Annotated in this window: 23 protein-coding genes; 11 read left to right on the top strand and 12 right to left on the bottom strand. The window is 61.4% G+C overall.

The window, feature by feature from the left end; all coding sequences use genetic code 11:
* Positions 1-7: 7 nt before the first annotated feature.
* Positions 8-2347, bottom strand: a complete 2340-nt coding sequence (locus FFS45_RS00915; protein WP_137952804.1) for a patatin-like phospholipase family protein — start codon at positions 2345-2347, stop codon at positions 8-10.
* Between the two features lie 157 nt (positions 2348-2504).
* On the opposite strand from FFS45_RS00915, the gene FFS45_RS00910 reads away from it, so the two are divergent.
* The 6 genes from FFS45_RS00910 to FFS45_RS00885 all read left to right on the top strand — a co-directional run bounded on the left by FFS45_RS00910 (position 2505) and on the right by FFS45_RS00885 (position 7058).
* Positions 2505-2723: a hypothetical protein gene (locus tag FFS45_RS00910; RefSeq protein ID WP_137952803.1), complete on the top strand. Its 219-nt coding sequence runs from the start codon at positions 2505-2507 to the stop codon at positions 2721-2723.
* 351 nt (positions 2724-3074) lie between these two features.
* Positions 3075-4022 carry a LysR substrate-binding domain-containing protein gene (locus FFS45_RS00905; RefSeq protein ID WP_137952802.1) on the top strand — a complete coding sequence of 316 codons (948 nt, stop codon included), beginning with the start codon at positions 3075-3077 and terminating at the stop codon, positions 4020-4022.
* A gap of 208 nt (positions 4023-4230) precedes the next feature.
* On the top strand, positions 4231-4770 hold the full coding sequence (locus FFS45_RS00900; protein WP_137952801.1) for a sigma-70 family RNA polymerase sigma factor: 540 nt from the start codon (positions 4231-4233) through the stop codon (positions 4768-4770).
* Positions 4770-5585, top strand: a complete 816-nt coding sequence (locus FFS45_RS00895) for a zf-HC2 domain-containing protein (RefSeq protein ID WP_137952800.1) — start codon at positions 4770-4772, stop codon at positions 5583-5585. The genes FFS45_RS00900 and FFS45_RS00895 overlap by 1 nt, the downstream gene beginning before the upstream one ends.
* Positions 5586-5735: 150 nt before the next feature.
* Positions 5736-6680, top strand: coding sequence for a metallophosphoesterase (locus tag FFS45_RS00890; RefSeq protein ID WP_137952799.1), 945 nt, complete (start codon positions 5736-5738; stop codon positions 6678-6680).
* A 36-nt stretch (positions 6681-6716) separates the two neighbouring features.
* Entirely contained in the window at positions 6717-7058 is a 342-nt protein-coding gene (locus FFS45_RS00885) for a cupredoxin family copper-binding protein (protein WP_249362507.1), read from the top strand.
* Here the strand turns inward: FFS45_RS00885 and FFS45_RS00880 are convergent.
* The gene (locus tag FFS45_RS00880; RefSeq protein WP_137952798.1) at positions 7045-7482 is read right to left on the bottom strand and encodes a helix-turn-helix domain-containing protein; all 438 of its coding nucleotides are present in this window, start codon (positions 7480-7482) and stop codon (positions 7045-7047) included. The two genes, FFS45_RS00885 and FFS45_RS00880, sit on opposite strands and share 14 nt — an antisense overlap.
* Before the next feature lie 72 nt (positions 7483-7554).
* Between FFS45_RS00880 and FFS45_RS00875 the strand changes: the two genes are divergently transcribed.
* The gene (locus FFS45_RS00875) at positions 7555-8406 is read left to right on the top strand and encodes a class I SAM-dependent methyltransferase (RefSeq protein ID WP_137952797.1); all 852 of its coding nucleotides are present in this window, start codon (positions 7555-7557) and stop codon (positions 8404-8406) included.
* Positions 8407-8449: 43 nt separating this feature from the next.
* Here FFS45_RS00875 and FFS45_RS00870 read toward each other — a convergent pair whose 3' ends face one another.
* Positions 8450-8917 carry a MarR family transcriptional regulator gene (locus FFS45_RS00870; protein ID WP_137952796.1) on the bottom strand — a complete coding sequence of 156 codons (468 nt, stop codon included), beginning with the start codon at positions 8915-8917 and terminating at the stop codon, positions 8450-8452.
* 459 nt (positions 8918-9376) lie between these two features.
* Here FFS45_RS00870 and FFS45_RS00865 point away from each other — a divergent pair, with 459 nt between their 5' ends.
* On the top strand, positions 9377-10474 hold the full coding sequence (locus tag FFS45_RS00865; protein WP_137952795.1) for a porin: 1098 nt from the start codon (positions 9377-9379) through the stop codon (positions 10472-10474).
* 114 nt (positions 10475-10588) lie between these two features.
* Here FFS45_RS00865 and bla read toward each other — a convergent pair whose 3' ends face one another.
* Both bla and FFS45_RS00855 read right to left on the bottom strand, forming a co-directional pair.
* Positions 10589-11461, bottom strand: a complete 873-nt coding sequence (gene bla / locus FFS45_RS00860) for a class A beta-lactamase (RefSeq protein WP_137952794.1) — start codon at positions 11459-11461, stop codon at positions 10589-10591.
* Positions 11462-11490: 29 nt separating this feature from the next.
* Positions 11491-12429: an AraC family transcriptional regulator gene (locus FFS45_RS00855; RefSeq protein ID WP_349292305.1), complete on the bottom strand. Its 939-nt coding sequence runs from the start codon at positions 12427-12429 to the stop codon at positions 11491-11493.
* 127 nt (positions 12430-12556) lie between these two features.
* Between FFS45_RS00855 and FFS45_RS00850 the strand changes: the two genes are divergently transcribed.
* Positions 12557-13975, top strand: a complete 1419-nt coding sequence (locus tag FFS45_RS00850; protein WP_137952793.1) for a cytochrome P450 — start codon at positions 12557-12559, stop codon at positions 13973-13975.
* A 54-nt stretch (positions 13976-14029) separates the two neighbouring features.
* Here FFS45_RS00850 and praA read toward each other — a convergent pair whose 3' ends face one another.
* On the bottom strand, positions 14030-14512 hold the full coding sequence (gene praA, locus FFS45_RS00845; RefSeq protein WP_137952792.1) for an alkane oxidation protein activator PraA: 483 nt from the start codon (positions 14510-14512) through the stop codon (positions 14030-14032).
* A gap of 216 nt (positions 14513-14728) precedes the next feature.
* Entirely contained in the window at positions 14729-16387 is a 1659-nt protein-coding gene (locus tag FFS45_RS00840; RefSeq protein ID WP_249362503.1) for a DUF2957 domain-containing protein, read from the bottom strand.
* Positions 16388-17031: 644 nt separating this feature from the next.
* Between FFS45_RS00840 and FFS45_RS00835 the strand changes: the two genes are divergently transcribed.
* Positions 17032-17820, top strand: coding sequence for a hypothetical protein (locus FFS45_RS00835; protein ID WP_137952791.1), 789 nt, complete (start codon positions 17032-17034; stop codon positions 17818-17820).
* A 76-nt stretch (positions 17821-17896) separates the two neighbouring features.
* On the opposite strand, the gene FFS45_RS00830 is transcribed toward FFS45_RS00835, so the two are convergent.
* Complete coding sequence (locus FFS45_RS00830) at positions 17897-19360, bottom strand: NAD-dependent succinate-semialdehyde dehydrogenase (RefSeq protein ID WP_137952790.1); 1464 nt, start codon at positions 19358-19360, stop codon at positions 17897-17899.
* Positions 19361-20157: 797 nt separating this feature from the next.
* The gene (locus FFS45_RS00825; RefSeq protein WP_137953076.1) at positions 20158-21447 is read right to left on the bottom strand and encodes a 4-aminobutyrate--2-oxoglutarate transaminase; all 1290 of its coding nucleotides are present in this window, start codon (positions 21445-21447) and stop codon (positions 20158-20160) included.
* Positions 21448-21562: 115 nt separating this feature from the next.
* On the opposite strand from FFS45_RS00825, the gene FFS45_RS00820 reads away from it, so the two are divergent.
* Positions 21563-23062 carry a PLP-dependent aminotransferase family protein gene (locus FFS45_RS00820; RefSeq protein WP_137952789.1) on the top strand — a complete coding sequence of 500 codons (1500 nt, stop codon included), beginning with the start codon at positions 21563-21565 and terminating at the stop codon, positions 23060-23062.
* Between the two features lie 302 nt (positions 23063-23364).
* Here the strand turns inward: FFS45_RS00820 and phnE are convergent, their stop codons facing one another.
* The 3 genes from phnE to phnC are packed head-to-tail and all read right to left on the bottom strand — an operon-like array spanning position 23365 to position 26147.
* A complete protein-coding gene (gene phnE, locus FFS45_RS00815) occupies positions 23365-24198 on the bottom strand; it encodes a phosphonate ABC transporter, permease protein PhnE (RefSeq protein WP_137952788.1) in 834 nt (277 codons plus the stop codon).
* Positions 24195-25160, bottom strand: a complete 966-nt coding sequence (gene phnD / locus FFS45_RS00810; RefSeq protein ID WP_137952787.1) for a phosphonate ABC transporter substrate-binding protein — start codon at positions 25158-25160, stop codon at positions 24195-24197. Before phnD ends, phnE begins: the two co-directional genes overlap by 4 nt.
* 60 nt (positions 25161-25220) lie before the next feature.
* Positions 25221-26147: a phosphonate ABC transporter ATP-binding protein gene (gene phnC / locus FFS45_RS00805; protein ID WP_171029529.1), complete on the bottom strand. Its 927-nt coding sequence runs from the start codon at positions 26145-26147 to the stop codon at positions 25221-25223.
* Between the last annotated feature and the right edge of the window lie 127 nt (positions 26148-26274).

Below are 26274 nucleotides of genomic sequence, written 5' to 3'. Positions count from 1 at the left end.
TTCCCCTTCAATACGTGTGGCCAAGCTGGATGTAGAAGTTGTTGCGCCCGCCGGGCGCGAACGCCACACCCAGGTAGATCGGTCCAAACGAACTGGTCGCGCTGGTGAAGAACGTGATACTGCGCTTGAGCGGTCCGCCGCCGTATTGAATCTCGCCGTCCCACACGTTGCCGGCTTCAAGGCTCACGCCGGCAAACAGCGCGTGGATGGGCGAGACGTTAAACGTGGTCAGCTGGTTCATGTACGTCACCTGGCCGTAGAGCATCGCGTTGCCCGCCAGCTGATCGGCGGCATAAGCGGACAGATGCTGGAAGCCCCCTAGCACGAAGCCGAACGGATTGACCGGATTGGTGTTCTCGAAGTCCTTGCCGGCCTCGATACTGGCGTTGACGCTTTGACGCCCGTAGCTCGCGGCCACCAGTGCCTTGCCGTAGACCTCGGTGAAGGTGTTTTGCGGTTGCGCGAACAGTGAGCGCTCCCCGCGCAGTTCCAGGTAATAGCCCTTGCGCGCGAACAGCGGGTCGTCGAGCTGGTCGATGACGAGGCGTGCGCGCACCGTAAACTCGCGGCCGTAGATATCCGGGTAGGCGAGGCCGATGGGGTTGCCGTTGTCATCGTAGTTTTCGAAGTTATATTGCGGCGAAGCGAAACCATGCGCATAGGCGACACCCACCCGGAAGTCGCCCAGATTGGCAAGCGGCAGGCCGAAGTCGAGGCCCGCGCGCTCAGTCTGCTGCTGGTACTGGGTGAGCTTGATATACGGATCGTCCTGGAACACATTCGCGTAGCTGCGCTGGAATTCCACATAGGGCGCGACGTAATAGCCAAACGAGTACGAGAGCGGCTGGCGCAGCTCCGCGTGCAGCGAGAGCATGTCGCTGCCCACGGTGCCGTCGATCAATCCCTCGAGCCCCGACGAGGTCAGCCATGGCCGGCGGTAGCCCAGATGCAGGCGGAAGCCGCCTTCGTCCGAGGAACTGGCCGACAGGCCGAGCCCGAACAGCAGGAAGTTCGGGCCCCAGGACTTATCCTGGGCATCGACGATGAGGGTGTTTTCGTCCCCGTCGCTCACGAGCCGCTGCGTCACGCTTTCGAAATCGCCGGCCGTGGTCAGCGCGAGCAGGTTCTTGTTGAGCGTCTTGGGATCGTAGACATCGCCGGGGTGCACGTTCAGCGCCTGGACAATACGCCGTTCGGGCACGGCGCCATGCGAATTCACCACGATGCGGGTGATCCGCACCGGTTTCGCTACGGGCGTTATGTGTGCGGCGCGCCAGGCGGCGTATTGTTCCGGCGAGAGCACGAGGTGCTGCAGCCTCGGCAAGGCGGCGCGCGCAGCGGCCTCGCCCGCGGCAATCGCCTGCGGAGCGTTGGCGAAATCGGTAAAGCTCAACGCCCCGAGCGTCGGTTCGATCAGCACGTCGTTGGCGCCGAGTTGTTCCCGTTGATGCGCCACGTTCTGGTGAATCAGGATGCCGATCATCTGCTGCATGACGTCGGCCGGTGAGGCGAGCGCGTCGAGCGGGCGCAACGGCGAGCCGATATCCACTGCGATCACTTCCTGGGCGCCCATATCGTGAGCGGTTTCGACCGGCAGATTGCTGACGAGGCCGCCGTCCACCAGCGTGCGGCCGTCCACCACGGTCGGCGCAAACAGGCCGGGCAGCGCAATGCTGGCGCGAATGGCCTGCGGGAGCGAGCCGTGGTCGAGCACGACCTTCTGGCCGGTTTGCAGATCCGTGGCGATTGCCCTGAACGGAATCGGCAATTGGCTAAATGAGGTGTTGCCGGGCACGGCGGCGGTCCAGTCCTGCAGCAAAGCTTGCAGACGGTTGCCTTGTACGAGCCCCGCCGGCAACCGGAAGCCGTTACTGCTGAAGCCGGCCGAAAGGCTGCCGGCGTAGAGCTGCTCGTCTTCGCGCTGCGATTGGGGCAGATCGGAGCGTTCGGTGACGTCGAACGCGATATCGGCCAGGTTGATCTGGGCGAGGCGGGTTTCCATCTCCTGCGCCGTCATCCCGCTCGCGTACAGGCCGCCCACCACCGAGCCCATGCTCGTGGCGGCAATGCAGTCGACCGGGATGCGGTTTTCTTCGAGCACTTTCAGCACGCCCAGGTGGGCGTAGCCGCGCGCGCCGCCGCCGGACAGGACGAGGCCGACCGAGGGACGGCCGGCGGGGCCGCCTGCTACCGTGCAGGCCGTGTCGGCTGCATGGGCGGCTGGCAGCCAGGCCGACAGGCCGAGCACCAGCAGCGCAGCCGTGCAGCGCGAGCGGTGTTTCGTATGGCTGGGCCTTGTGCATGCCGCCGTAGCTAATTGTTTTTGGCTCGCCAAGGCTCGGATCATCCTGCTTCACGACTGGAGGAAAAACCGAGAGATTACATCGTTTTACGTCGATTTACAGAGGTTGCTGCGGGGCCGGGCAAAAAAGGGAAATGAAGGACGTGCGAGGCATCTTCGCTGGGCGCCGATTCCGCCGCTACGAAAGAACGGATTGGTGTGCGTGCCTGGCGACAGTGTGCCGCCCGATGAACCGGGTTCGCCCCAGCAGTTAGCCTGCGTTCGCGCGGCGGTTCGCGACGCCTTGCTGGAGGTGAAAAAAATCGCCGCCCCGTCAAGGCGTACGGCGAACAAGGGGAACGAAACGCGCGAACTCGCCAAGGGTATCGAGCTCGACGAATTGCAGCCCACTTTATCGATTAACACTCCTGATGTGAACTAGCACCTGAAGCAACGCGCTGTCCTTTCCGCCAGGACAATCCAGCATTCGAAATGCACGAGCGTTCGAATGTCAACGGGTTTGACGTGATTTGACTATTGTCCCCTTGCAAGGCGCGTTTTGACTGTTCATTATCCTCAACATAAATCGTGCTATCTACGTTTTAGCTCGCTGAGATAAGCAATTACTGCAAAAACGCGATAACAATTTACATTGAAATCCTATTTCAATAGGAATGCTTATAAAAGACTGCGATGATATCGCGACCGCGGCACTGCCGGTCCGGCGCGGACCTGCGCAATCCGGCGTGCACATTGGATTCGCGACAACAGCTAACGTAGAGAAGCTTCGGGGATGTTGAATATGGAAAGGCTCGAGGACCTGGTCCTGTTTGCGGAAGTCGTTCAGCAAACAGGGTTTGCGGCCGCCGCGCGCAGCCTGGGGATGCAGCGCTCCAAGCTGAGCCGGCGCGTGGCGGAGTTGGAACAGCGCCTGGGGGTGCGCCTGCTTCAGCGCAATACGCGGTCTATTTCGCTGACGGCCGCCGGCGAGCAGATCTATCGGCACGCCCGTACTTTGGCCAACGAGGCGAGGGCGGCATTCAAAGTAGCGGAAGAAATGAATGGCGAACCGCGCGGCCTGTTGCGCATCACGGCCCCCGCCACGTTTGCAGCCTTGACCCTGATGCCGCTGGCCGCCGAATTCTGCCAACGGCACAGGCAACTGGATATCCTCGTCGACACCCGCAACTGGGTGCCCGATATCGTGGCCGAGGGCTTTGACCTCGCGTTCTGTCTGCAAAGCGCCCCGCTCGGAGATTCTAGCCTCGTGGCCAGGACAATCGGCACGGTGCCGATGATGGTCGCGGCGAGCCCGGAACTGGTGGCGCATGGGCGGCTTTCTCATCCGGTACAACTCTGCGCATTCAAGCTCCACGCGCGGGCGGCGCAAGGCGGGCTGAAAACGCTGCGGTTCGTGCATCCTGCCCAAGGCGAGTACACGCACGAGTATCTGCCGCATCTCATCACGGGGAGTGTCGCGGTGCAGCAGGCGGCGGTCATCGCGGGGATGGGCGTCGCCTGTATGCCGCGCTATTTGTGCGGGGACGCGCTGCGGGCCAATCAGATGGTCGATGTGTTCGAGGACGGTTCCGGCTGGGGCCCCGAGCCCGCGACGGTCTATGCAATTTTGCCGGCGCGCCATGGCGTAGCATTGTCGGCCCGCATGTTCCTCGATTTCGCCGTTCCCAGACTGGCTGCCGTCCTGCGTGACGAGGCTCAGTCTCTCGGTGTCGCGCCCTAGCTGCGCGGCTCTCCGCCTGTCCCGCCCGCCGGCTTTCTGCCGGCCGTTCCCCGCAGTCCGTTGCGAGCCTTGATGCGGGCTACAATGCCCCAGAAATCGTCGATCCTTTGCCCGGGTGCGAGCGCCCGGCGAGCCCGGGAATAAAAACGGCACATGGGCGGTCTGCTCAGTGTCGGTCACTACGAGGGGTTACCGCAGGGATTTCACAATGGCCGATCCAATTATCGCGAAGCGCTTCGAGTCGCTGGTATTGCCTCACATGAATTCGGCCTTCAACGTTGCGCGCTGGCTGACGCATAACGACCAGGACGCCCAGGACGTCGTCCAGGAGGCCTACCTGCGCGCGTTTCGTTTCTTTGGCAGCTTCCGTGGCGAGGATGCGCGTGCATGGCTCCTGAGCATCGTGCGTAACACCTTCTATACATGGCATCAGCAGAACCGGGGCCATGCGGCGCAGACGACGGAATTCGAAGAGGATCTGCACAGCCTCGAGAGCGATAGCGCGGGAAACGACGACAGTCCCGAGGTGCGCCTGATTCGGAATCAGAGCCGCAAGCGGGTGCATGACGCGTTGCGCAGCTTGCGTCTGGAATACCGGGAGGTGGTGGTGCTGCGGGAGCTGGAAGAATTGTCGTACAAGGAAATCGCCGTGATCGTGGGGATTCCCATGGGGACGGTGATGTCTCGCCTCGGGCGCGGCCGCCAGCAACTTGCGGCGCTGCTCGCACCGACGGATCAGGAGGCGTGATGGAGCACGAACAGGCGATTGAACTGCTACCAGGCTATATCGACGAGGAACTGAGCTTGTCCGAGTCGCTCGAATTCGAGCGTCATCTCGCAGGCTGCGCGTTGTGCAAGCAGGCCTATGAGCAGCAGCGCCAGGTCAGCGCGCAACTGCGCCAGGCCGATCTGCATTGGGAAGCGCCGCCGGAGCTGGCGCAACGCATCCGCGCCGCGCTGCCGGGGCGGCGCTCGCCATGGCAGCGTTTCACTGAATGGCTGGCCGGGAGCGGCGCTTTTGGCGGCGGCGCAGGTCAGGGCGGCGCCGGCGCGCGGCTCGGCTGGGCGCCGGCGGGTGCAATGGTGTTGAGCCTCGTGGCGTTGACCTGGAGCGCGGGGCTGTATCTCTCGATACCTTCCGCCAACACGCGGCTGACTCAGGAACTGGTGGACAGTCATGTGCGATCGCTGCAATTCGATCATCTGTATGACGTGGTCTCGACGGATCGCCACACGGTCAAACCGTGGTTCGACGGCAAGCTCGATTTTGCACCGCCAGTGGTTGACTTCGCGCAAGAAGGGTATCCGCTGGTGGGCGGCAGGCTCGATTACCTGAACGGACGTGCAGTTGCGGTGATGGTTTACCGTTACAAACTGCACCCCATCAATCTGTATGTCTGGCCAGGCAACGATGCAGGCGCTACACCGCACGTTATCGAGCGGCAGGGCTACCATCTCGCGAACTGGAGCGCCGCGGGAATGAATTACTGGGTCGTCACCGATGCAGGCGATGCCGAGCTCAATGGCTTCATCACGAATCTGCGCGCGCACCCGGCTTCCTGACGATCGGCGCGCAGTCCGGTCCGGTTCAACAAAATAGTTCTGATTCGCGGAATAAACCGCGCGACGCGGCAGTCTCCTCATTGAATCCAGTCAGGAGGCCCGGCGGATGAGCCGCCGGCCTACCTCCTGAACTTCAATCGTGAGGTCACCATGCCGTCAGATCTGCCATCCGATCCGTCGCGCCGCGGCGCGTTGAAGTGTCTCGCCTTTGGTGGTGTGGGCACGGTGTTTGTCCTTGCCGGCGGCATTCTCACGCCGGTCGAACTGGCGCTGGCGGCCGGTGAAAAGGATTCCTCAATGGCAGCGGGCGTGCCGCTGTTCCTGCAGATCAGCGACACGCATATTGGCTTTAACAAGGAGGCCAATCCCGACGTAGCCGGCACGCTCAAACAGACCATCGACTTCGTCAACGCGATGCCGGTCAAGCCGGCTTTGACGATACACACCGGCGACATCACGCACCTGTCCAGGCCGGAGCAGTTCGATCTCGCGGCGCAGTTGCTGGCGGGGCTGAATATCACCGAGCTGCATACGGTGCCGGGCGAGCACGACGTAACCGACGGCCCCGGCACGGAGTACTTCAATCGTTTCGGCCAGGCGTCGGATAACAAGGGCTATTACAGCTTCGACCACAACGGCGTGCACTTTATCGCGCTCGTCAACGTGATGCATTTCAAGCCGAACGGCCTGGGTGGACTGGGTGACGACCAGCTTGCGTGGCTCGAAAACGATCTGAAAGGCCGCTCGTCCAGCACGCCGATCGTCGTGTTTGCGCATATGCCGATGTGGACGATCTATGAGCCGTGGGGCTGGGGCACAGGGGATGCCGGCCAGGCCATGAGCTATCTGAAGCGTTTCGGCTCGGTTACGGTGCTGAACGGCCATATTCACCAGATCGTTTCGAAAGTGGAAGGCAATATCACCTTCCACACGGCGCGTTCGACCGCCTATCCGCAGCCGGCCGCAGGCGAGGGGCCAGGACCCATGCCGCTGACGGTGGCGAGCGATCAACTGCCGCGGATGCTCGGTGTGACCAGTATCAAGATCATGCGTCATCCACTCAAGGCGACGCTGGACGACAGCACGCTTGTCTGAACCAACAGATCAATACCAGGAAAAAGGACAATCATCATGATTAGGAATGCTATTCGAATTTTGACAGGTATTTCGCTTGGGGCGATGCTACTGGCGGCGTCGGCCGGCTTCTCCGTTGCTCAGGCGCAGGAGACGAACGCCGTGACGATCAAGAACTTCATGTTTTCGCCGATGGCGATCACCGTCAAGGCCGGCACGACGGTGACGTGGAAAAACCTCGATGGCGAGCCGCATACGGTGGTCAACGACGCGGGCCTGTTCCGTTCCGCCGCGCTCGATCAGAACGAAACCTTCCAGTACAAGTTCGATAAACCGGGGGTCTATAAGATCTTCTGCGGCATCCACCCGAATATGCGCGCGACGGTCACGGTGCAGTAGGCGGCGTGCGGCCCTTCCTGGGCCGGCCAATCGCGCCCGATGCCGCGGCCCGCATGATGCGCCGGAAGGTGGGGCACTCCATATGACTCGGTGCGGGACACGCAGCCGCGTGTCTCAGCCCGTCACGCACGGCGCTCAGTTGACGGATCGTTCTGTCGAGTTGATCCGCTTTGGCCGACAACATCTGCCGGTCGATGCGCAGCTTTCCCTCTGGCGCGAACATCAGCGCGACCTCGTCGAGCGAGAATCCAGCCGTGCGCCCCAGCGCGATCAGCGCCAACCGGTCCAGCACGCCCGCATCGAACTGACGGCGCAAGCCCAACCGTCCGCTGGAGGCAATCAGCCCCTTTTCCTCGTAGAAGCGCAGTGTGGAGGCTCGAACGCCCGAACGCTGTACCACCTCGGCAATGTCTAGCTTGGTCACCGCTTGACCTCAAGTCGACTTGAACTTGCATAGTGTAGCCTCCACTTTCCGCAGCAAGCGAGGACGACGCTCATGGACGGTACACCACAAACAGAAAACGGACAGGCGGCTCATTGGAATGGCGGCGCCGGACATGCCTGGGTGACAGCCCAGGCGCTGCTCGACGGGATGTTCAAGCCGTTTGAAGAACTGCTCGTCGAGAGGATTGGCGATGCCTCTGCGCAGCGTGTCCTCGATGTCGGTTGCGGCACGGGCAGCACGACGCTGGCGGTGGCCCGGCAGCTCGGCGCAACGGGGCATTGCCTTGGTGCTGACATTTCTGCGCCTATGATCGCGGCTGCCCGCGCACGTGCGGAACGGGAAGGCTCCGCGGCACGCTTCATTCTCGCCGACGTGCAAACCGAGGCCTTCGGGCCGGCGAGCTTTGAGCGCATTATTTCGCGCTTCGGCGTTATGTTCTTCGATAACCCGGTCCGGGCTTTCGCGAACCTGCTTCATGCGGCAAGCGGCGACGCCGAACTTGTCTTCGTCGCTTGGCGCAGTGCTGCGGACAATCCGTTCATGACGACGGCCGAGCGTGCCGCCGCGCCACTGCTGCCGAATCTGCCTGCTCGCCGGCCGGGTGCGCCGGGACAGTTCGCTTTCGCGGACCGGCAACGTGTTGCTTCCATCCTTGAAGCAAGCGGCTGGATTGAGATCGACATTCGGCCGGTCGATGTGACGTGCACCTTGCCCGAAAACCGGCTGATCGACTATCTCAGCCAACTCGGCCCCGTCGGTCTGTGTCTTCAGGAGGTGGACCCGGACACGCGCAAGCAAGTCGTCAAAACAGTCCGCAGCGCTTTTGATCCCTATGTGCGCGGCGCCGACGTGCGCTATACCGCCGCTTGCTGGATGGTCAGCGCCCGCGCGCCGTCTGCTTAGGCTGCATCAAGGCGAGGGCGCGAAGATAGCCACGACGATCGCTCTATTTCGATTCGTCTTCGGCGGCTAGCAAAGCCTGGTTTGCCGAGTCGACCAGCTTTCTCAGCAAACGAGTCAGATCCCGGCGCTCAGTCATGCTCCATTCGGCAAGCACTTCGTTGAACAGCCGGTTGCGGGCCGCGCCGATCGTCTCGACCATCTCGCGGCCCGCCTTGGTCGTGACGGCCTCGCGTACCCGCTTGTCGGCCCGGCCGGGGCGGCGTGCGATCAGGTCAAGCTCCTCGAGCCTGGCGATCTGACGGCTGACCGTGGAGTGATCGCGGCCAACCAGATCGGCGAGTTCGACCACACCCAGCGGACCATACAGATCGACCCTGACCAGCAACGGGAACAATGCCCGGTCCAGCGAAACGCCCGCTTTCTGAAGCAGTATTTCGTCGGGCTTCGGCCGGTTGATGATGCCCACCAGGTCCATCAGTGCACGGTGCAGCTCGCCGGTCGTGTTTTGCATCTCAATACCTGTATGTGGTTTTCTGCATGATTTGTGTATTTTACACGGATGTGAACAGATCGCCGATTGCTCAGGTGGCGATGCGGGAAGCATGGGTCGTGCTGGGAGGGACAGCAAACGTAGCGGGATTTCAAAGTGCGATGCGAAACGCATAGAGCACGCTTTCCACAAGCGCTTTTCGCTTCGAATAAGCACGCGAGGCCAACCCATTCCAATGAGGGGAAATACCAAACAGGCATCAATTCGATCTTGGGCGCCAATGCGCCGCTATTCTGGCGGGGCTTTACGCGTAACACCGGTTCGCATCAAATGTTGCAAACAGGCGACATGGGAATTAAAAGATTTTTTAAAATTCTGTCACAGAAATATCATCGACCCCGTAAATGCACTTGGCCCATGACCTGAGGCCGCAGCCGACAGAGGCGGAGTGCCCAATAAATAAACAAACGGAAAATCCCGGTGAAGAAAATCACGATTGCTATTGGCGGGGCACTGCTTGCCCTCTCGGCCCACGCCGCTTTTGCGCAAACCTCGGTCACGCTGTACGGTATTGTCGACACGAGCGTGCGCTATCTGACCAACGCGAACGCGAACAACGATAGCCAGGTTTCGATGGGCGTCGGCCCGATTACCGGCAGCCGCTGGGGCCTGAAGGGCAATGAAGACCTGGGCGGCGGCCTGTCTGCCGTATTCCGGCTGGAAGACGGTTTTAATCTCTGGAATGGGCAGTTCGCGAGCCAGAATCAATTGTTCAACCGGATGGCTTATGTTGGGCTGTCGAGCAACCAGTACGGCGCGCTCACCTTCGGCCGCCAGAACACGCCGCTGTTCGACCAGCTCGGCAATGTCTACGACCCGCTGACCGTGGGTAACTTCGATCAGGATGGCTGGCTGCCCGGCGCACTCGGCTACGGCCTGCGCGAGAACAACTCCGTCAAGTACAACGGCCAGTTCGGTGGCCTGAATGTCGAGGGCATGTACAGCTTTGGCGGCGTCGCCGGCAGCACGGGTGCGAACAGCATGTATGGCCTGACCGCGTCCTATACATACGCAGGCCTGTCGCTTGACGCCGGCTACCAGCAGAACAGCGACCCGCAGAACAACAAGTTCAAGGTGGTCAACGTGAGCGCGGTGTATGCATTCAGCACGGTCAAGGCTTATGCGGGCTGGCTGCATGCGCAGGACAACACCGGTATGGTCGACCTGTATATGGCGGCGGCGAACTCGCCGGCTGCCGGCTGGTCGACACCTGTCACGAACACCAACCGGATCGACGATGGCTTCTACGTGGGTACAACCTGGCAGGTGACGACGCCGCTGCTGCTGACCGCAGCGGGCTACTACGACCACTCGCGCAATGCGCTGGATGCCGACGGCACGACACTCGGCCGCGGCGTCCGCTACTCGGGTGTGCTGCTTGCCGAGTACTCGCTGTCCAAGCGCACCGAAGTGTACGGCACAGTCGATTTCATTCACGGAACCGGGGCCGCGACCGCGGACTTCCCAGGCCGCAACAACCAGACCGGCATTGCAGTGGGCATGCGCAATATCTTTTGATGCGTGCGGTCCGGCTCGCTGCCGGACTGCGCACTTGCCGCTTTGACGGCGCGTACCGCGAGGTGCGCGCCGTTTTTTCTTCAGCCGGGCGGCCTTGAGAAGCCGCTTTTGTCATCACGCGCTGGCCTTGGCCCAGTTCACGAAGGCAGCGCCGGCCTCCCGCAAAACGGCCTCGCGAGCGTCCATACTGACGCCCGGCGCGTCGTAATAAGCGGCTATGAGCAGCGGAGCACGTCCGGGCGGCCGCACTAATGCGTAGTCGTTGGTTTCTTCTTCGACGCTTGTTCCGGGCCGATCCGCGGCCTGCCAATCCGCAGGCAAGGCCGCCCGGATCCTGTTGAGGCCGGGCCGCGCCGCGACCATCCAGGTTTCCAGTTGTGCGCGCGATGTTGGGCTCAGAACATCGCCTAAAAGAATTCTGTTCGCCAGCGTGGCGATTGCTTTGGGACTGGTTGTGTCCAGCGAGCCACTGTACTTGTTGGACTCGGGCTCATACCGGTCCGAGCGGGTGACCGTATCTCCGAGGCCGCGGATAAACCGGGTTAGGCCCGCGGGTCCACCCGCGCTTCGCATCAGCAAAATCGCGGCCGTGTTGTCGCTCACCTCCACGATGGCCTGGCAGAGCGCGCCAACCGGCATGGCGCCAAGCGCCACGTTGGCCTTCGTCACGGGCGAGGTAAAAATAAGGTCTTTCTCGGTGTAGCGTACGAGGCGCGCAAGGTTCTCTTTTCCCGCGTCTACACGCGCGAGTATCTGCGCGGCCAGCAGTCCCTTGAACGTGCTGCACATCAGAAAGCGCTCGTCGGCGCGATAACTGAGCGTTCGTCCTGAGCCGGTATCGAGAGCGAAGACGCCGAGGCGGCCACCGTATCGGCGTTCAATATCGGCTAGCGGCGATTCGGATGCGAAAAGCGGACCAGCAGCGCTCATGCCAAGAAGAAGTGGCAGTCCAAGGATCAGGCTTCGCCGGGTGAAGGATTGCGGCATTGAATTTTCCTTTCTGTTCGAGAGCACGGTCACACCCATAAGCGGTACAACCAGAACGATTCATCGTGCACAAAACGCTGAGCAAATTCGCTGGGCGTAAAACCTGTGATCTGTCTGGTCTTGCGGCTCAGGTGGGCTTGATCGGCAAAACCTTCATCGGCGGCTAGTGCGGCCCAGTCGAACGCTTGTCCCACGTCAAAGCGATCTCTTGCGCTAAAGAACGCGCCTTCGGATTTCACCAGTGATTGCCACTGCCGCAAGGATCGCCCGCTGTACGCCTGGATGCGGCGTTCCACCTGGCGTGGACTGAGCGTGCGCCGCCATTCGTGGGCCTGCCAGGCGAGGCGTTCGACCCAATGACGGCCCGCTTGACGCAACGAAGGCGCGCCCGATTTTCGTCCCTGGAGTGCGTGCCAGCGCGGTACAAGATGGCGTTCGAGTACCGACAGGGTGGCTGCATCGTCGTGAGCGCCGAGCAGCGCCTCCAATAGAGGCCACCAGACTTTGCCGAGTAACGTCTGTGCGTCGACGAACCGGTCATGAATCGCGGTCAGATCGATTCCAAACAGCGTCTGGGCAACGTCAACGGTCAAGCACAATATGTAGCCGCGCCCCGTAGACGGCGCCCAGCTAGCGGTGGGGCGAGACTGGCTGCCGGAGAGCACGACGGCAGCACCGAACGGGCGCCATTGCGGACCGTCCGCCGTGCGTTCCGCCAGCCCTACGTCAGCCTCCTGGAACCATGAAAGACACACCAGCGGCGAGGCCGGAAAATGCGTTACGCGTTGCGCACTATTCAGCTGCAGGCTGCGCGTATCGCGGCTGATGAGCGCCACAAACGCGCCTTGCAAAGCAGCCGGTGCGAGGTAAAGCCGCGCATGTGGGGTTGTCTCGTCAGGGGCGATGCGAGCAGCGCGGATCAGCGGATCGGGACAGGGCGGCAGGAGCGAGGGAATCTCGAGCATCATGGTGACGCAGTTTAAGCAAACGCAGCGCGGGTGTCACGCCGGACACCGCAAGCCTCGTCCGCAGACCGCGTGGGCGATGTCGTTTGCGTTCAAGACGCTGCCGCTGCAAAGGCGAACAATACGTGCCATGAACACACCCTCTTCGCCTCAATGCCCATTCCGCGCGCAGCCATCGTCCGCGCCGCCGCTTTGCCATCCTCCTGGTGTCTGGCCGCCGGGGCCGCCAACTGGTGTGACGGGCTGGGGTTTGCTCAGGCGCATGTCCAACGACATGCTGGGCACGCTTGCAAGCTGGCAGCAGAGCTTCGGCGATGTGGTGCATCTGCGCATCTGGCCCGAACATCAGATCGTGGTCGCCGATCCGCAACTTGCACGGGACCTGCTGGTCACGCACCACGAGGCGTTGATTCGCTGGGAACGAGGGATGCGTGTTTTTTCCCGTCTGCAGGGACATAGCGTGTTCATTGCCGAGGGCGATATATGGCGCGGCAAGCGGCACGCCCTATTGCCCAATTTCTCGCGCAAAGCGGTTGAGGCTTTCGTGCCCTCGATGGTGGCGGCCGTCGAACAGGCGTTCACGCGCTGGCCACAGAAGGACCCGCGCTGGCCGGTCGAGAGTGCGTTGACCTCGGTGGCCATGGACCTGATCCTGCGCATGATGTTTTCAACTGCACTAGGCGATGACGCCCGTATCGCAGAGCGGGCCGTTCATACGGTGATCGTAGCGGCCAATGCCGAGTTCTATTGGCCGGCAAGCGCACCTGACTGGGCGCCATGGAAGCGCACGAAGCGTGCGGCGCTGGCTATGCTGCGGGACATGGTTGGCCGCCATTTGCAGGCTCGCATGCGCCAGCCGCGCGATAGCTGGCCCGGCGACCTGTTGTCCAGCCTGTTGCAGATGCACTTCGATGACCCGCAGGCGTGGCCGCTACAAGCGGTGCACGACGAATGCATGACGACGTTCCTCGCGGGCCATGAAACCCTTGCGGCGACGCTGACCTGGTGGGTGTGGTGTATGGCCGGCCATGCCACAGTGCAGGCCGCTGCGCGTGGGGAAGTTCGCAGCGTGCTGGCGGGCCGCGCGCCGACCGTGGACCACTTGCGGTCGCTGCCTTATCTGACGCAGACGCTTCAGGAAACGCTGCGTCTTTACCCGAGCGCACCGGTGCTCAACAGCCGCCGCTCGCTTAAACCGATTACCTTGGGCGCCTGGCAGTTCCCTGCACGAACCATGTTCATGGTGCCGGTTCAGGCGATGCACCACGATTCACGCTGGTTCCCTGATCCACTGGCGTTCCGGCCGGAGCGCTTCGCGCCAGGCGCACCTGAGGTTCCGCGCGGCGCTTATCTGCCGTTTGGCGCCGGGCCGCGCGTTTGCCTGGGGCAGCACCTTGCCATGACCGAACTGACCGTGATCGCGGCCATGCTCTTGCAGCGGTTTCAACTGTCTGTGCCCGACGGGATGAGTGCGCCCCAACCCGTGTTGCATGTTTCGCTGAGACCGAGCCGCCCTTTGTTCCTGCAACTGGCTCCAGTCTTGCCATGAGCAGCAATTTCACGGTGAGCTTCGCCGCGTAACGCGGCGAAGCTCGTGCGGCGCTTACGGCGAAACCGTAAACGCCGGGTTCGGGCTGACCGACAGACTATTGACCGTGCAATTGCCGGTAAGCGGCTGATTGCTTGCGCTCAGTGTATTGGTTGCGTTGCTCCAGCTACCGTTGATGGTCGACGGGCCGCAATTCGCGCCCAGCACGCTAAACCCGACGTTCGCCACATTGCCAGCCGTCGTGCTGGTGGCGACGAGCTTCCATGGCAGGCCGATGATCTGCGGCACACCGCATAGGCCACCGCCGGTGATGGCAACGGAATTGATCTGGGCGTAGCTGCCGTCGGTGCTGACTACGCCGCTCAGCGTGATGCCGCAACTGACGTTCGGAGCGATCGGTGTGCTGACGTTGATCGTACCTGGCGCACTGAAGGATGAGCCCGCCGGGCCGATTGTGGCGGCTGAGACAATAGGTGAGAGGGCGGCGCAAATGAGGGCGACAGCACCACCGCGAGCGAACGTCTTGATGAGCTTCATGATTTGCCTTCCATGGTTAAATGGCAACGAAGTTGCCGGACATAGGCGTCATGCAGTGGTGTGCAGGGACATCGCTGCCTCGCCTGTTGACGAAACAAACTGCCTCCATCCGTGCGGCCATGCGTAATGTGATACGGATGGCCGCACAGAGTCATTCGTAATCCTTAAGATTGGGTTAACCTCAAGGACATACGAACCCCATGCGTAATAGGTTTGCTATTGCACGAATGCGCCGATCGACAGGTAAGGGTTGACGATGCCGGCCTGGGTTGGTGTCGCCGAGGGGGTATTGACGCCGTTCATCAGCAATCCGTACACCGGCCCCACCTGAACCATCACGCCGGTATCGCCGGCCTTGTAGATCTGGGTATTGCCCGACATCAGCGGCCTTGCCGCAGTGACGTTGACGAGGCCCGGTTTCGATTGCGTATAGTCGAAGTTGAAGTCGCCCGAGTCCACAGTCGTGAATGGGTCGATCAATTTCCCCACCGAGCCTTGAAACAGCGTCGACGTGTAGTTCACGCCCGGTGCGCTCGACGCGCTGCCGTCAATGCAAGCACCGGCGGAGGCATAGGCGGTCGTGTACTGGCCGTTGATCACCACACTGCCTTGCACGGCGCCGCCATACGTGACCGCACCGCAGGCAGACGCGCTGTTGGCGCCGATATAGCCGCCGCTCAAGCTGCCTGACGTCAGTTGCGAGGCGGGCGCAAGCAGGGAAATGCCGAGCTGGTCGTCCAGCACCGAGGCGAAGGGATTACCCGCCGTGGTGGAGGCATACCCGACCCGGATGATGACCGGCACCAGTTGACCGTTGACGTTGCCGACAATCATGATGCCGTGAGCGCTGTTGGTGCCGCCGACCAGCTGGGTGATCGACTGGCCGACCGCGGGGTAGTAGAACTGTCCGCTTGGCGGGGTGCTGACGAAAACGTTGTCGGGCGTGCCATTCGCATTGGTTCGCAGCGTCCATGGCGCGCCCGTGGACTTGCACGAGTAAGTGGATGTGTCAGGCACGCATGATCCGTCGGCATTGAAGGTTTCAGAGGCCTGGATCGCGTCCGGCTGCCAGCCGACATTGCTGCCCGCGGTGACGACCGGTGCTCCGCTCTGGAAACTGGTACCTTCGGGCGTCACGCGAAATCCCAATTCGTTGTAGGTACCCGCAACCTTGGAAAAATCGGTGACCGTCTGGCTGAAACCTAGGAACGGGTACGAATCGAAAGTGCGCGCCGGGACCGCACCGATCGTGTATCCGGGGAACAGTTGCACGCCGTTAAATTGAATCGAGGCGCCCGGAATGCCGCCGCCGACGATCCCCTCGCCGACGAACAGCATGGGCGGATCCTGCGGGTTGACGGTGATCGAATAGCTGCGGTCCGAGGTCGCGCCGTTTTCCAGCAGGATCGCGCAACGATTCTGCTCGGCGGTCAGCAACGCATAGGGCGTGCTGACCTTGCCGGTCGAGTCGGTCACCTGGTACTGGTTGGGATGCACGTACGAACCGGTGATGGTCAGACCTGCGCGCGACTGGTTGATCTGCCCAGCCGAGGTGGGCACGAACGATTCGACAAAGGTCATCTGATACTGCATCTTGGTGGAGTCGAACTGCACCTTGATGTATTCGCCGCTTCCCGAGCCGCCCGTATAGGTCGTCGAGTAGTCGAGCGACTCGGGGCAGAGCTGCTTGACAGTCACGGGCGTGGAAGAGGGCGCACCCTGTGGCGTACAACTGCTGCCGCTACATTGCGTGACGGAGATAGGACCCGGTGCACCGGGCGAACTGCCGTTGCACGCCGCCAGCAGTACAGGAAATGCGAGTGCGCTAATGATGAAGACTGCAAAGCCTCGCGTGCTTTCTCGATACGCCATCATTTGTCTCCGTGGCTATGTTTTTATTAAAAACCACAACAACACTGATTCATCCGGCATTCGTGTGCCGGTTTATGAGCTTTCTGCGGACAAGCGCGCCAACCGTTATGCGCGGCACAAACCGACGCCTTAAACGGAAAAGCGTTTCATGCGAACAATGCAAATTGCATCAAAAATAAGCTGAAGTTCGCGATATGCTTTGTGCATCGCGATTTTTCAATGCAGTTGTTTTCCTCGATAGATCGTGATGTCGTGGTGCATTGCACCCGATGGCCGGTTATTCAGATAATTTGTGGGCATACACTAGCCCTACAGGCCTTGCGTGTACATAGAGTCTTTGATCCAAACAGGCGGTGGTGGCAGGCGGCGCTTAAGATCGTCACCCGGCTGTGATTTAAAACGCTCGCATGAATTGTCTCGGTTAGCCAGAATGCGGCTTTACCGGGCGGTGTGATGCAATTGACGTATTCTGCTTCCCGGTATTGCAATGGTTCGCACAATCAGGCGCGCGCCGAATAGAATGGTTTCCGATTTTGTTCGCTGATATGGGAGCTGACATGCGGTCCTCGCGCAAGGCGGAAAAAACTGCTGCGACCTCTCTATTGAGTTTCGCAGGATGGGTAATATGCGGATCCGTCACGATTGCCGTGACCCTGGCATTGATGGGGCGCTGGCCGACGTTTGCAGCAGGGCGCACGACGCCCGTCGCCACACAGGCGGCGACCCAGACCCCGGATGCGCTTGCGACTGGCAGCGCGCACTCGACGCCGCGCTTAACCAATGAACCGAATTCCTCCGCACACTCGGGTATCGACGTGCTGGCGCAGCTCGAGTCCGCAGGACGCAGCGGCACCGCTGTGCAGTCGGGGCCCGGCATCAGCAACACGCTAAGCGAGGCACTGCAACGTGCGCTTTCGTATCCGGACTTCAGTGCGCTTGTCGCGCGCAGCGACCCGGAAGGTCTGGCTGAAGCGGCGGCCTGGGCCGATGCCTGCGAGCGCGGAGTGTTGTCTGCCCAGGAGGAAGGATTGCGCTGCGGCGATGTGAAACTGCACGGCGCGCGCTACGCAGACGATCTGCTAAAAAAGGCCGCTGATGCAAGCCAGCCCGCCGCCGTTCTGACGCTGGCGGATCGCTACCCGGACCAGTGGTTGGGGATTCCGTTGCCGAGCGGCGATATGCTGGGCGACCGCGTATTTGCGCTGGCCGCCCACGCCAACCCGGCGGCACTGGCCATGCTGAGCCAGTTATGCTCGGTGCCCGACGCATGCGTGAACGGACTGCTGGCGCGAAACGTACTGGCCCTGCTGCAATTGGGCACGTCTGAGACCGGCACGTCCGACACCAGCCAATATCTGACGGGCACACAGAGCGACCAGAGCGCGGCGGCCGAACGCGCAGCTCAGCTTCGTGCCGCGTTGCATTGGCCGTCCTGAAGGCAAAGCTCGCGATTTGCCCGAGTTGGAAGCGGTCATGCCCAGAGTCGGACATGACCGCCGCTGCCGCCTTACCTCAAACCCCGCCGATGCACAGATACTTGATGACGACATAGTCGTCGATACCGTAGTGCGATCCTTCGCGGCCAAGCCCGGATTGCTTGACGCCGCCGAACGGTGCGACCTCGTTTGAGATCAACCCGGTGTTGATACCCACCATGCCGTATTCGAGTGCTTCGGCGACGCGCCACACGCGGCTGATATCGCGGCTATAGAAGTACGAGGCGAGTCCGAACTCGGTATCGTTGGCGAGGCTGACGACTTCCTCATCCGACGAGAAGCGGAACAACGGCGCGAGCGGACCGAACGTTTCGTCACGGGCCACTTTCATGGCCGGTGTGACGTCGGCGAGGACGGTCGGTTCGAAGAAGCCGTGACCGAGCGCATGGCGCTTGCCGCCGGTGACGATGCGAGCGCCCTTGGCGAGCGCATCTTCGATATGCGACTCGACCTTGAGCACGGCCGCCTCATTGATGAGCGGGCCTTGCGTGACGCCGTCATCGGTGCCGCGACCGATCTTCAACTGCTCGACCGCCTCGCGCAGCTTGGCGGCGAAGGCGTCATAGACCTTGTCGTGCACATAGAAGCGATTGGTGCAGACGCAGGTCTGGCCGCTGTTGCGGTATTTGGAGGCGATGGCGCCGGCGACGGCCGCATCGAGATCGGCGTCTTCGAAGACGATGAAGGGTGCGTTGCCGCCGAGTTCGAGCGAGACTTTTTTGACGGTGGGAGCGCATTGCGCCATCAGGAGACGGCCAATGGCGGTCGAGCCTGTGAACGACAGTTTGCGCACGATCGGGTTACCGGTCATTTCGGCGCCGATGGCTTTGGGGTCGCCGGTAACGACGCTAAAGATACCGGGCGGCACACCGGCGCGCTCGGCGAGCACGGCGAGGGCTAGCGCGGAGAACGGCGTTGCCTCGGCGGGCTTGACGATGATGGGGCAACCGGCGGCAAGCGCGGGACCGACCTTACGGGTGATCATGGCCGCGGGAAAATTCCACGGGGTGATGGCGGCGCACACGCCGATGGGTTCTTTGGTGACGACGATGCGTTTATCCGCCGCCGGCGTGGGGATGGTGTCGCCGTAGACGCGCTTGGCTTCTTCTGCGAACCATTCCAGGAAGGATGCGGCGTAGAGGATTTCGCCTTTGGCTTCGGCCAGGGGTTTGCCTTGTTCGGTGGTGAGGATCAGGGCGAGGTCGTCGGCGTTCGCCAGCATCAGGTCGTGCCAGGTGCGGAGGATCGTTGAGCGTTGCCTGGCGGTTTTGTTTCGCCATGCTGGCCAGGCTTTGTTGGCCGCTTCGATCGCACGGCGGGTTTCTGCTTGGCCCATTCGGGGGATTTTTCCTACTAGCTCTGAGGTGGCTGGGTTTTTTACTTCCAGCGTTGTGGTGTCGTCTGATTCTGTCCATTCGCCTGCTATGTAGGATTCTGTTCTTAACAGGGTTGGGTCTTTTAGGGTTATCTGCGATGGCATCTTTTTTTACTCCGTTAATGGTGGAATGTTTTTGGTGTGCTAAGGGTTATTGCCTGCGGCGCCTTGTATTTGGTCGGTGTTTCTAGGGTGTTGGCCTTTCCTTGCTTTGCTATCGGTCTATTAGCTTCGCCCCTGTGCGGGGCGGCACTTACTTTCTTTGCCGCCGCAAAGAAAGTAAGCAAAGAAAGCGGGCTGCAACCGCTAGCCCGTAGTGAGCCATCCCGGTTTGCTACCGGAAACGGCCCAAGACGAGACCCGCTCTCGTACCACCTACCTTAGTGACACAGCATTCATCCGTTCCAGCGTTGCGCTTCGCGCCCCGCCGTTGGGTATAACTCGATCCGTTAAATATGTAGGTATTCTAACTATATGGATTTTTCCATAGCCGAAATCAGACGGTTTGATTGCTGCGGCTGGCCGGTTGCTTGGTCTCGCTACAAGTGGTTGTCGTTGCGCCCCCTGGTTTCCCTTGCAAACCCGACCGCGACGCACGGAGTGCGGAGTGGGGTGGATGAGTGCTTTGTCACTAACGGGCGCGGTGCGAGGGCGGGTCTCGTTTTGGGCCGTTTCCGGTGGCAAACCAGGATGGCTCACTACAAGCTAGCGGTTGCAGCCCGCTTTCTTTTGCCTACTTTTCTTTGCGGCGGCAAAGAAAAGTAGGTGCCGCCCCGCACAGGGGCAACGCTAATAGACCGATAACACAACAAGGAAAGGCCAACACCATAAAAAAAACAACCAAACACCAAGGCGCCGCAGGCAAATCACCCCAAAGCGCCGCGCAGGCAATAAAAGAAACCCTAAACAACCACACCAACAGTTTCCCGCAACACATCCTCAATCACGCCCAAAGCCTCGTCGAAGACACCCTCCTGCACAGTGAGAGGAAACAAAAACCGAACAACATTGGAATAAACCCCACAAACGAGCAACAACAACCCGCGCTCCAGCGCGCGAGCCTGAACCCGCTTGGTAAAGTCTGCATCCGGCTCATGCGTCCCGGCCTTGCAAAACTCAACGGCCACCATCGCCCCTGGCCCACGCACATCGGCAATCTGCGGTACCTCACCCTGCAACGAGACCAGCTTCGCCTTCAACCGATCCCCAAGCAAAACAGCCCGCTCGCAGAGCTTCTCCTCATCGATAATGTCCAAAACAGCATGCGCAGCCGCCACAGCGAGCGGATTCCCCGCATATGTCCCGCCCAATCCGCCAGGCGCCGCCGCATCCATAATCTCTGCGCGACCCACCACCCCGGACAACGGCATGCCGCCCGCCAGGCTCTTGGCAATCGTCATCAAATCCGGCACCACGTCGTAGTGGTGCATCGCGAACAGCTTGCCGGTTCGCGCAAAACCGGTTTGCACTTCGTCCGCAATCAGCAAAATGCCGTGCTCGTTGCACAGCTTGCGCAGCGCCCGCACGAACTCCACTGGCGCCGGGTAGAAGCCACCTTCACCCTGTACCGGTTCGAAGATAATCGCAGCAACTCGCTTCGGATCGATATCGGCCTTGAACAGAAATTCAATCGCCTTCAAGGAGTCCGCCGTCGTCACGCCATGCAGTGGATTCGGGAACGGGGCGTGGAAGACGTCCGCGGGAAACGGTCCAAAGCCAATCTTGTAGGGCGCAACCTTGCCCGTCAGCGCCATGCCCATCATCGTGCGTCCATGAAAGCCACCCGTGAATGCAATCACACCCGGCCGGCCCGTCGCGGCGCGCGCAATCTTGATGGCGTTCTCAACGGCTTCCACGCCCGTCGTGAAGAATGCGGTCTTCTTCGGGTGGTCGCCCGGCGCGCGTTCATTGATCTTCTCCGCCAGCGAAACATACGACTCGTACGGCACGATCTGGTAAGCCGTGTGCGTGAACCGATCGAGTTGCGCGCGGATCGCTTCGACAATCTTCGGGTGCCGGTGACCTGTGTTGCACACGGCAATCCCCGCTGCAAAGTCGATAAAGCGCCGGCCTTCAACGTCCCACAGTTCAGCGTTCTCGGCACGCGCCGCGTAGAAATCGCACATCACGCCCACGCCTCGCGGCGTCGCGGCATCCTTGCGGCTCTTCAGATCAGCATTTTTCACAGTCATCTCCTTCACTCCCGTCTTGGCAGAAGCCGCCCACTCGGTACGGCACATGCAGCGACTATAATAAGATTTGGCTCTGACGTTCAGAGCCATTTCAGTAAAAATGTAGGAGCCACTTATGCGTGCAAGCGTTTTGTCAGACTGGCTGGCCCAGCGCCTGGACCGCGGCAACGGCCAGCCGATCTACCGGCAACTGCACCGCTTGCTGCAGCAGGCCATCCTGTCGCGCGAACTGCCTGCCGGCAGCAAGGTGCCGTCTTCGCGGCTGCTTGCCAATGAACTCGGCATTGCGCGCAATACCGTCACCCAGGTCTACGAACAGCTCGCACTCGAGGGTTATGTCACGTCCACCACCGGACGCGGCACCTTCGTGGCCGATAGCGCTCCTGATGAAATCGTCGGTGCAGCGGACGCCGCCGTGGCTGCCGCGGCGCCGCAACCGCTCTCTGCACGGCGGGCGTTGTCCCTGCGCGGGGCGCGATTGATCGCCGGGGCGGGGGTGTCGAAGCGTCAGTGGGGGGCTTTCATGCCAGGCGTGCCGGATGTCTCGAAGTTTCCTGCCCGTGTCTGGAGCCGCCTGCAGGCCAAGTACTGGCGCAGGCTGAGGCCGGAGTTGCTGACGTATGCACCGGGCGGGGGCCTCGCGCTATTGAGGCATGCGCTTGCCGACTATCTGCGCACCTCACGTTCGGTGCGCTGCACGCCCGAGCAGATCATCATCACGACGGGGATTCATCAATCGGTCGATCTGGCTGTGCGCCTGCTATCCGATCCGGGCGACGTGATCTGGACCGAAGACCCGTGCTACTGGGGCGTGCGCAGCGTGCTGCATGTCTCAGGTTTGCAATCGCGGCCGATCGCCGTCGACACCGAAGGGATCAACCCGTCAGCAGACGATCTTGCTCAGCCGCCGAAGCTGATGCTGGTCACGCCATCGCACCAATACCCGCTCGGCATGGTGATGAGCCTCGCACGGCGGCGCATGTTGCTCGAATATGCACGACAGCATCAATGCTGGATCATCGAGGACGATTACGACAGCGAGTTCCGCTACGGCAGCCGGCCGCTGGCATCGCTACAGGGGTTGGACACAGCAGGACAGGTGATCTATGTCGGCAGTTTCGGCAAGACGCTGTTCCCCGGCTTGCGTATCGGCTACCTGGTGGTACCCGAGGCGCTCGCCGAGAGTTTCGCGACCGCGAGCGCCGAGTTGTATCGAGAGGGACAACTGCTGCAACAGGCGGTACTCGCCGAGTTCATCGCAGAGGGGCACTTCACCTCGCACATTCGCAGGATGCGTACGCTTTACGGCCAACGGCGCCAGACGGTACTGGACGCTGCCGCGCGCCGCTACGGCGACGCCATGCCGGCGGTCGGCGGCGATGCTGGCCTGCATCTGGTGATGCAATTGCCGGAGGGTACTGACGACCGGGCAGTTGCAGCAGCGGCACTGGAGCGCAACATTGTCGTGCGAGCGCTATCGGGCTACTACGCGCAGCCGGAGGAGTCACCATCAGGACTATTGATCGGTTACGCCTGCGTACCGGACGAGGAGATTGCACCGGCCTTCGATACACTCGCAGACGCGATCGACGCAACGCTACCGCAGTTCGCGTGAGGAAGTGATAAACCACCCACCAACGAGCACACCGAAAGAGTTATGCCCAACGGCGAAGCGCGAAGCGCAACGCTGGAACGGATGAATGCTGTGTCACTAAGGTAGGTGGTACGAGAGCGGGTCTCGTCTTGGGCCGTTTCCGGTAGCAAACCGGGATGGCTCACTACGGGCTAGCGGTTGCAGCCCGCTTTCTTTGCTTACTTTCTTTGCGGCGGCAAAGAAAGTAAGTGCCGCCCCGCACAGGGGCAACACCAATAGACCAAAAGCAAAACAAGGAAAGGCCAAAAAACCAAACCACCCAATCAGATAACCCTCCCCCGCAACCAAGCAGAAAAAAGATCAATAACAGTGACAACAACAATAACCAAAATCAAAACCGCAGCAGTAGAAGCATAATCAAACGACCGTATAGCTTCATAAAGCACAACACCAATCCCGCCAGCACCAACCATCCCCACAACCATCGCGGAACGCACATTAGACTCAAACCGATACAACGCATAAGAGATCCAAAGCGGCATCACCTGCGGCAAAACAGCAAAAACAATCTCATCAAGCCCGGTTGCGCCGGTAGCCCGCACCCCCTCAGCAGGCCGCGGATCAATCGCCTCAACCGCTTCAGCAAACAGCTTGGCGAGCACCCCCGTGGTATGCACCCACAACGCCAGCACACCGGCAAACGGCCCAAGACCCACCGCAACAATGAACAGCATCGCAAAGACCATTTCATTGATCGCCCGGCACGCATCCATGACACGCCGCACAGGCTGCACGACCCATTGCGGCGCCATGTTCCGCGCGCACATCAGGCCGCACGGCACAGCGCACACCAGCGAAAGCGCCGTACCCCACACCGCGACCGACAGCGTCACATACATTTCGTGCAGGTACGTACGCCATTCGGTGAAGTCCGGCGGAAAGAAGTCCTTGGCGAACTGCCCCATATTGCCGGCGTCGGACCATAGATCGAACGGTCGCATATCCGCGCCGTGCCAGCCAATGCCGAGCACGGCAAACACGGCAACCCAGCCGAGCAACGACAGCCAGCTTCGTTTGCCGACCCCGCTATCCGCCGACGCGCCGGCCGCGCGCGTCGTGCTAGCCGTGCGGTGAGGGCTCAGGTCGGCGGCGCTCATTGCTTCGAGATCGCGGCGTTCAATGCGTCCAGCTTCGCGTCGAGCGCGGCGAGCTGGGTCTTGCGATCGTCGTCCGACAGATGCGTATCCGCGGCAATCTTCTGCTTTTGCTGGAACAACGCAATCTGGCGGATCGGCAGCAACTGCGCGTCCGACGATGCCGTGAAGCCGCTATAACCGGTGATGGCCGCCATCACGGCCTTTTCGTGCGGGTCGGTCTTGCCGTAGTTGAGGAAGAACGTGCGCAGCCTGTCCTTGGTTGCCTGCGGCAGGTCCTTGCGCCATACGAGCGGGTCCGATGCGATCAGCGGCGAGGTCCACAGCACGCGTACCTGGGCGAACTTGTCCGGGTGGTCTTTCTTTAGCGTGTCGAGCATCTCGGTGTTGTTGGTCGCGATGTCGATCTTGTTGTTCACCACGGCCAGCAGGTTCGCTTCATGGCTCGACGGCAACACGGCCTTGAACGAGGTGTTCACGGGCGCATTGTGCTTCGCGAACAGGTAGTAGCCGGGAATCAGCGTGCCCGAGGTGGAATTCGGATCGCCAAAGCCCAGTGTGACATCCTTGGTATTCCTGAAGACATCGTCGAGCGTCTTGAAGCGGCTGTTCACATTGGTGATCAGCACCGATTTGTAACCGGAGTCGCCGTTCGCATACGTGATCTTGGCGAACACTTCACCGTTGGCGCGATCCACGGCTTCCATTGCCGAGGCATTGCCGAAGTAGCCCACCTGGACCTTGTTGAAGCGCATGCCTTCGATAATGCCGGCGTAGTCGGTCGCGAAGAATGCTTTGACATGCAGGCCGGTTTGCTTGCTCATGTCGTCAATCAGCGGTTGCCAGCGCTGCGAGAGCACCGCGGACGAATCGGTCGAGATGATGCCGAGATTGAGGTCTTCGGCGTGAGCGGCGACGCACACAAGTGCAGCCGCGCCGGCGATCAGTGAGCGCAGGAGTTTCATCGAACTAGTAATCCAGTTTGCTAAAGGGAGGGCAGAAGGAGAAAGCCAGGTTATGGGGTTTCAGGTGGCGTGAGCAGGATCGGCGGCGAATGCATAGCGCCGCTGCGGTGAATCCGTGTGCTCCGGGGCGGTGTGGTGATCGGCTTCAGACGTGCCTTTAACTTCGGCACCGTCGACACCTTCGACACCATCAGCACTCTCGGCCAGCAGCTCGCGTACATCGTCGCCATAGAGCTGTTTCAGGAGCGGCGCGGTGAGCGCGGCGGACGGGCCGTCGTAGACAACCTTGCCGCGGCGCAGGGCGATGGTGCGCGGGCAGTACTGCATCGCCATGTCTACCTGATGCAGCGAGACCAGCACGGTCAGGCCATGGTCGCGGTTGAGCACGCGCAGCATCTCCATCACACGGCGCGACGACTCCGGGTCGAGCGAGGCGATCGGCTCGTCGGCGAGGACGATGCGGGCGCGTTGCACCAGCGCGCGGGCCAGCGCCGCGCGTTGCTGCTGTCCGCCGGAGAGCGTCGCCGCGCGTTCGCGAGCGTGTTCGGCAATCCCCACCTCGCTGAGCGCAGTCAGCGCGAGCGCGCGCTCGCTGCGCGGAAAGCGCCCGGCGAGGCGCCGCCACAGCGGCAGCCGCGCCAGCGCGCCAATCAGCACGTTGGTTTCCACCGAGAGCCGGTTGACCAGATTGAACTGCTGGAACACAAAGCCGATATCGCGGCGAATCCGCCGCACTTCCCGCGCGATGCGGCCGTTCTGCTGAATCGGCCGCCCGAGAATCGCAATCTGCGATGGCTGTGCGTCGGACACGGTGAAGCCCGCGATGTGGCGCAGCAGCGTCGATTTGCCCGAGCCCGACGCGCCGATCAGCGCGACCATCTCGCCTTGTCCGACGCGCAGATCGATTTCGTCGAGCGCCTTGCGGCCGTTAGTGAAAGTCTTGCTGAGGCGTTCGATGCGGATTGCTTCCATACGTATCCCGTCCATGCCTCCGGCACGCGCCGGAATGTGGGAGCCATTCTAGGAACGCTCTGTGACGGTTCGGTGAAGATATCTAAACGTCTATACGACTTTATCTGTGTGGGAAATTTGCGCCGGAGCGCGAGGCCTTGTT

The organism is Burkholderia sp. 4M9327F10, assembly GCF_005503145.1.
In the GTDB taxonomy this organism is placed as follows: domain Bacteria; phylum Pseudomonadota; class Gammaproteobacteria; order Burkholderiales; family Burkholderiaceae; genus Paraburkholderia.
The sequence above is the reverse complement of the archived record's forward strand: the minus strand, read 5'-3'. Positions and strand labels throughout refer to the sequence as shown.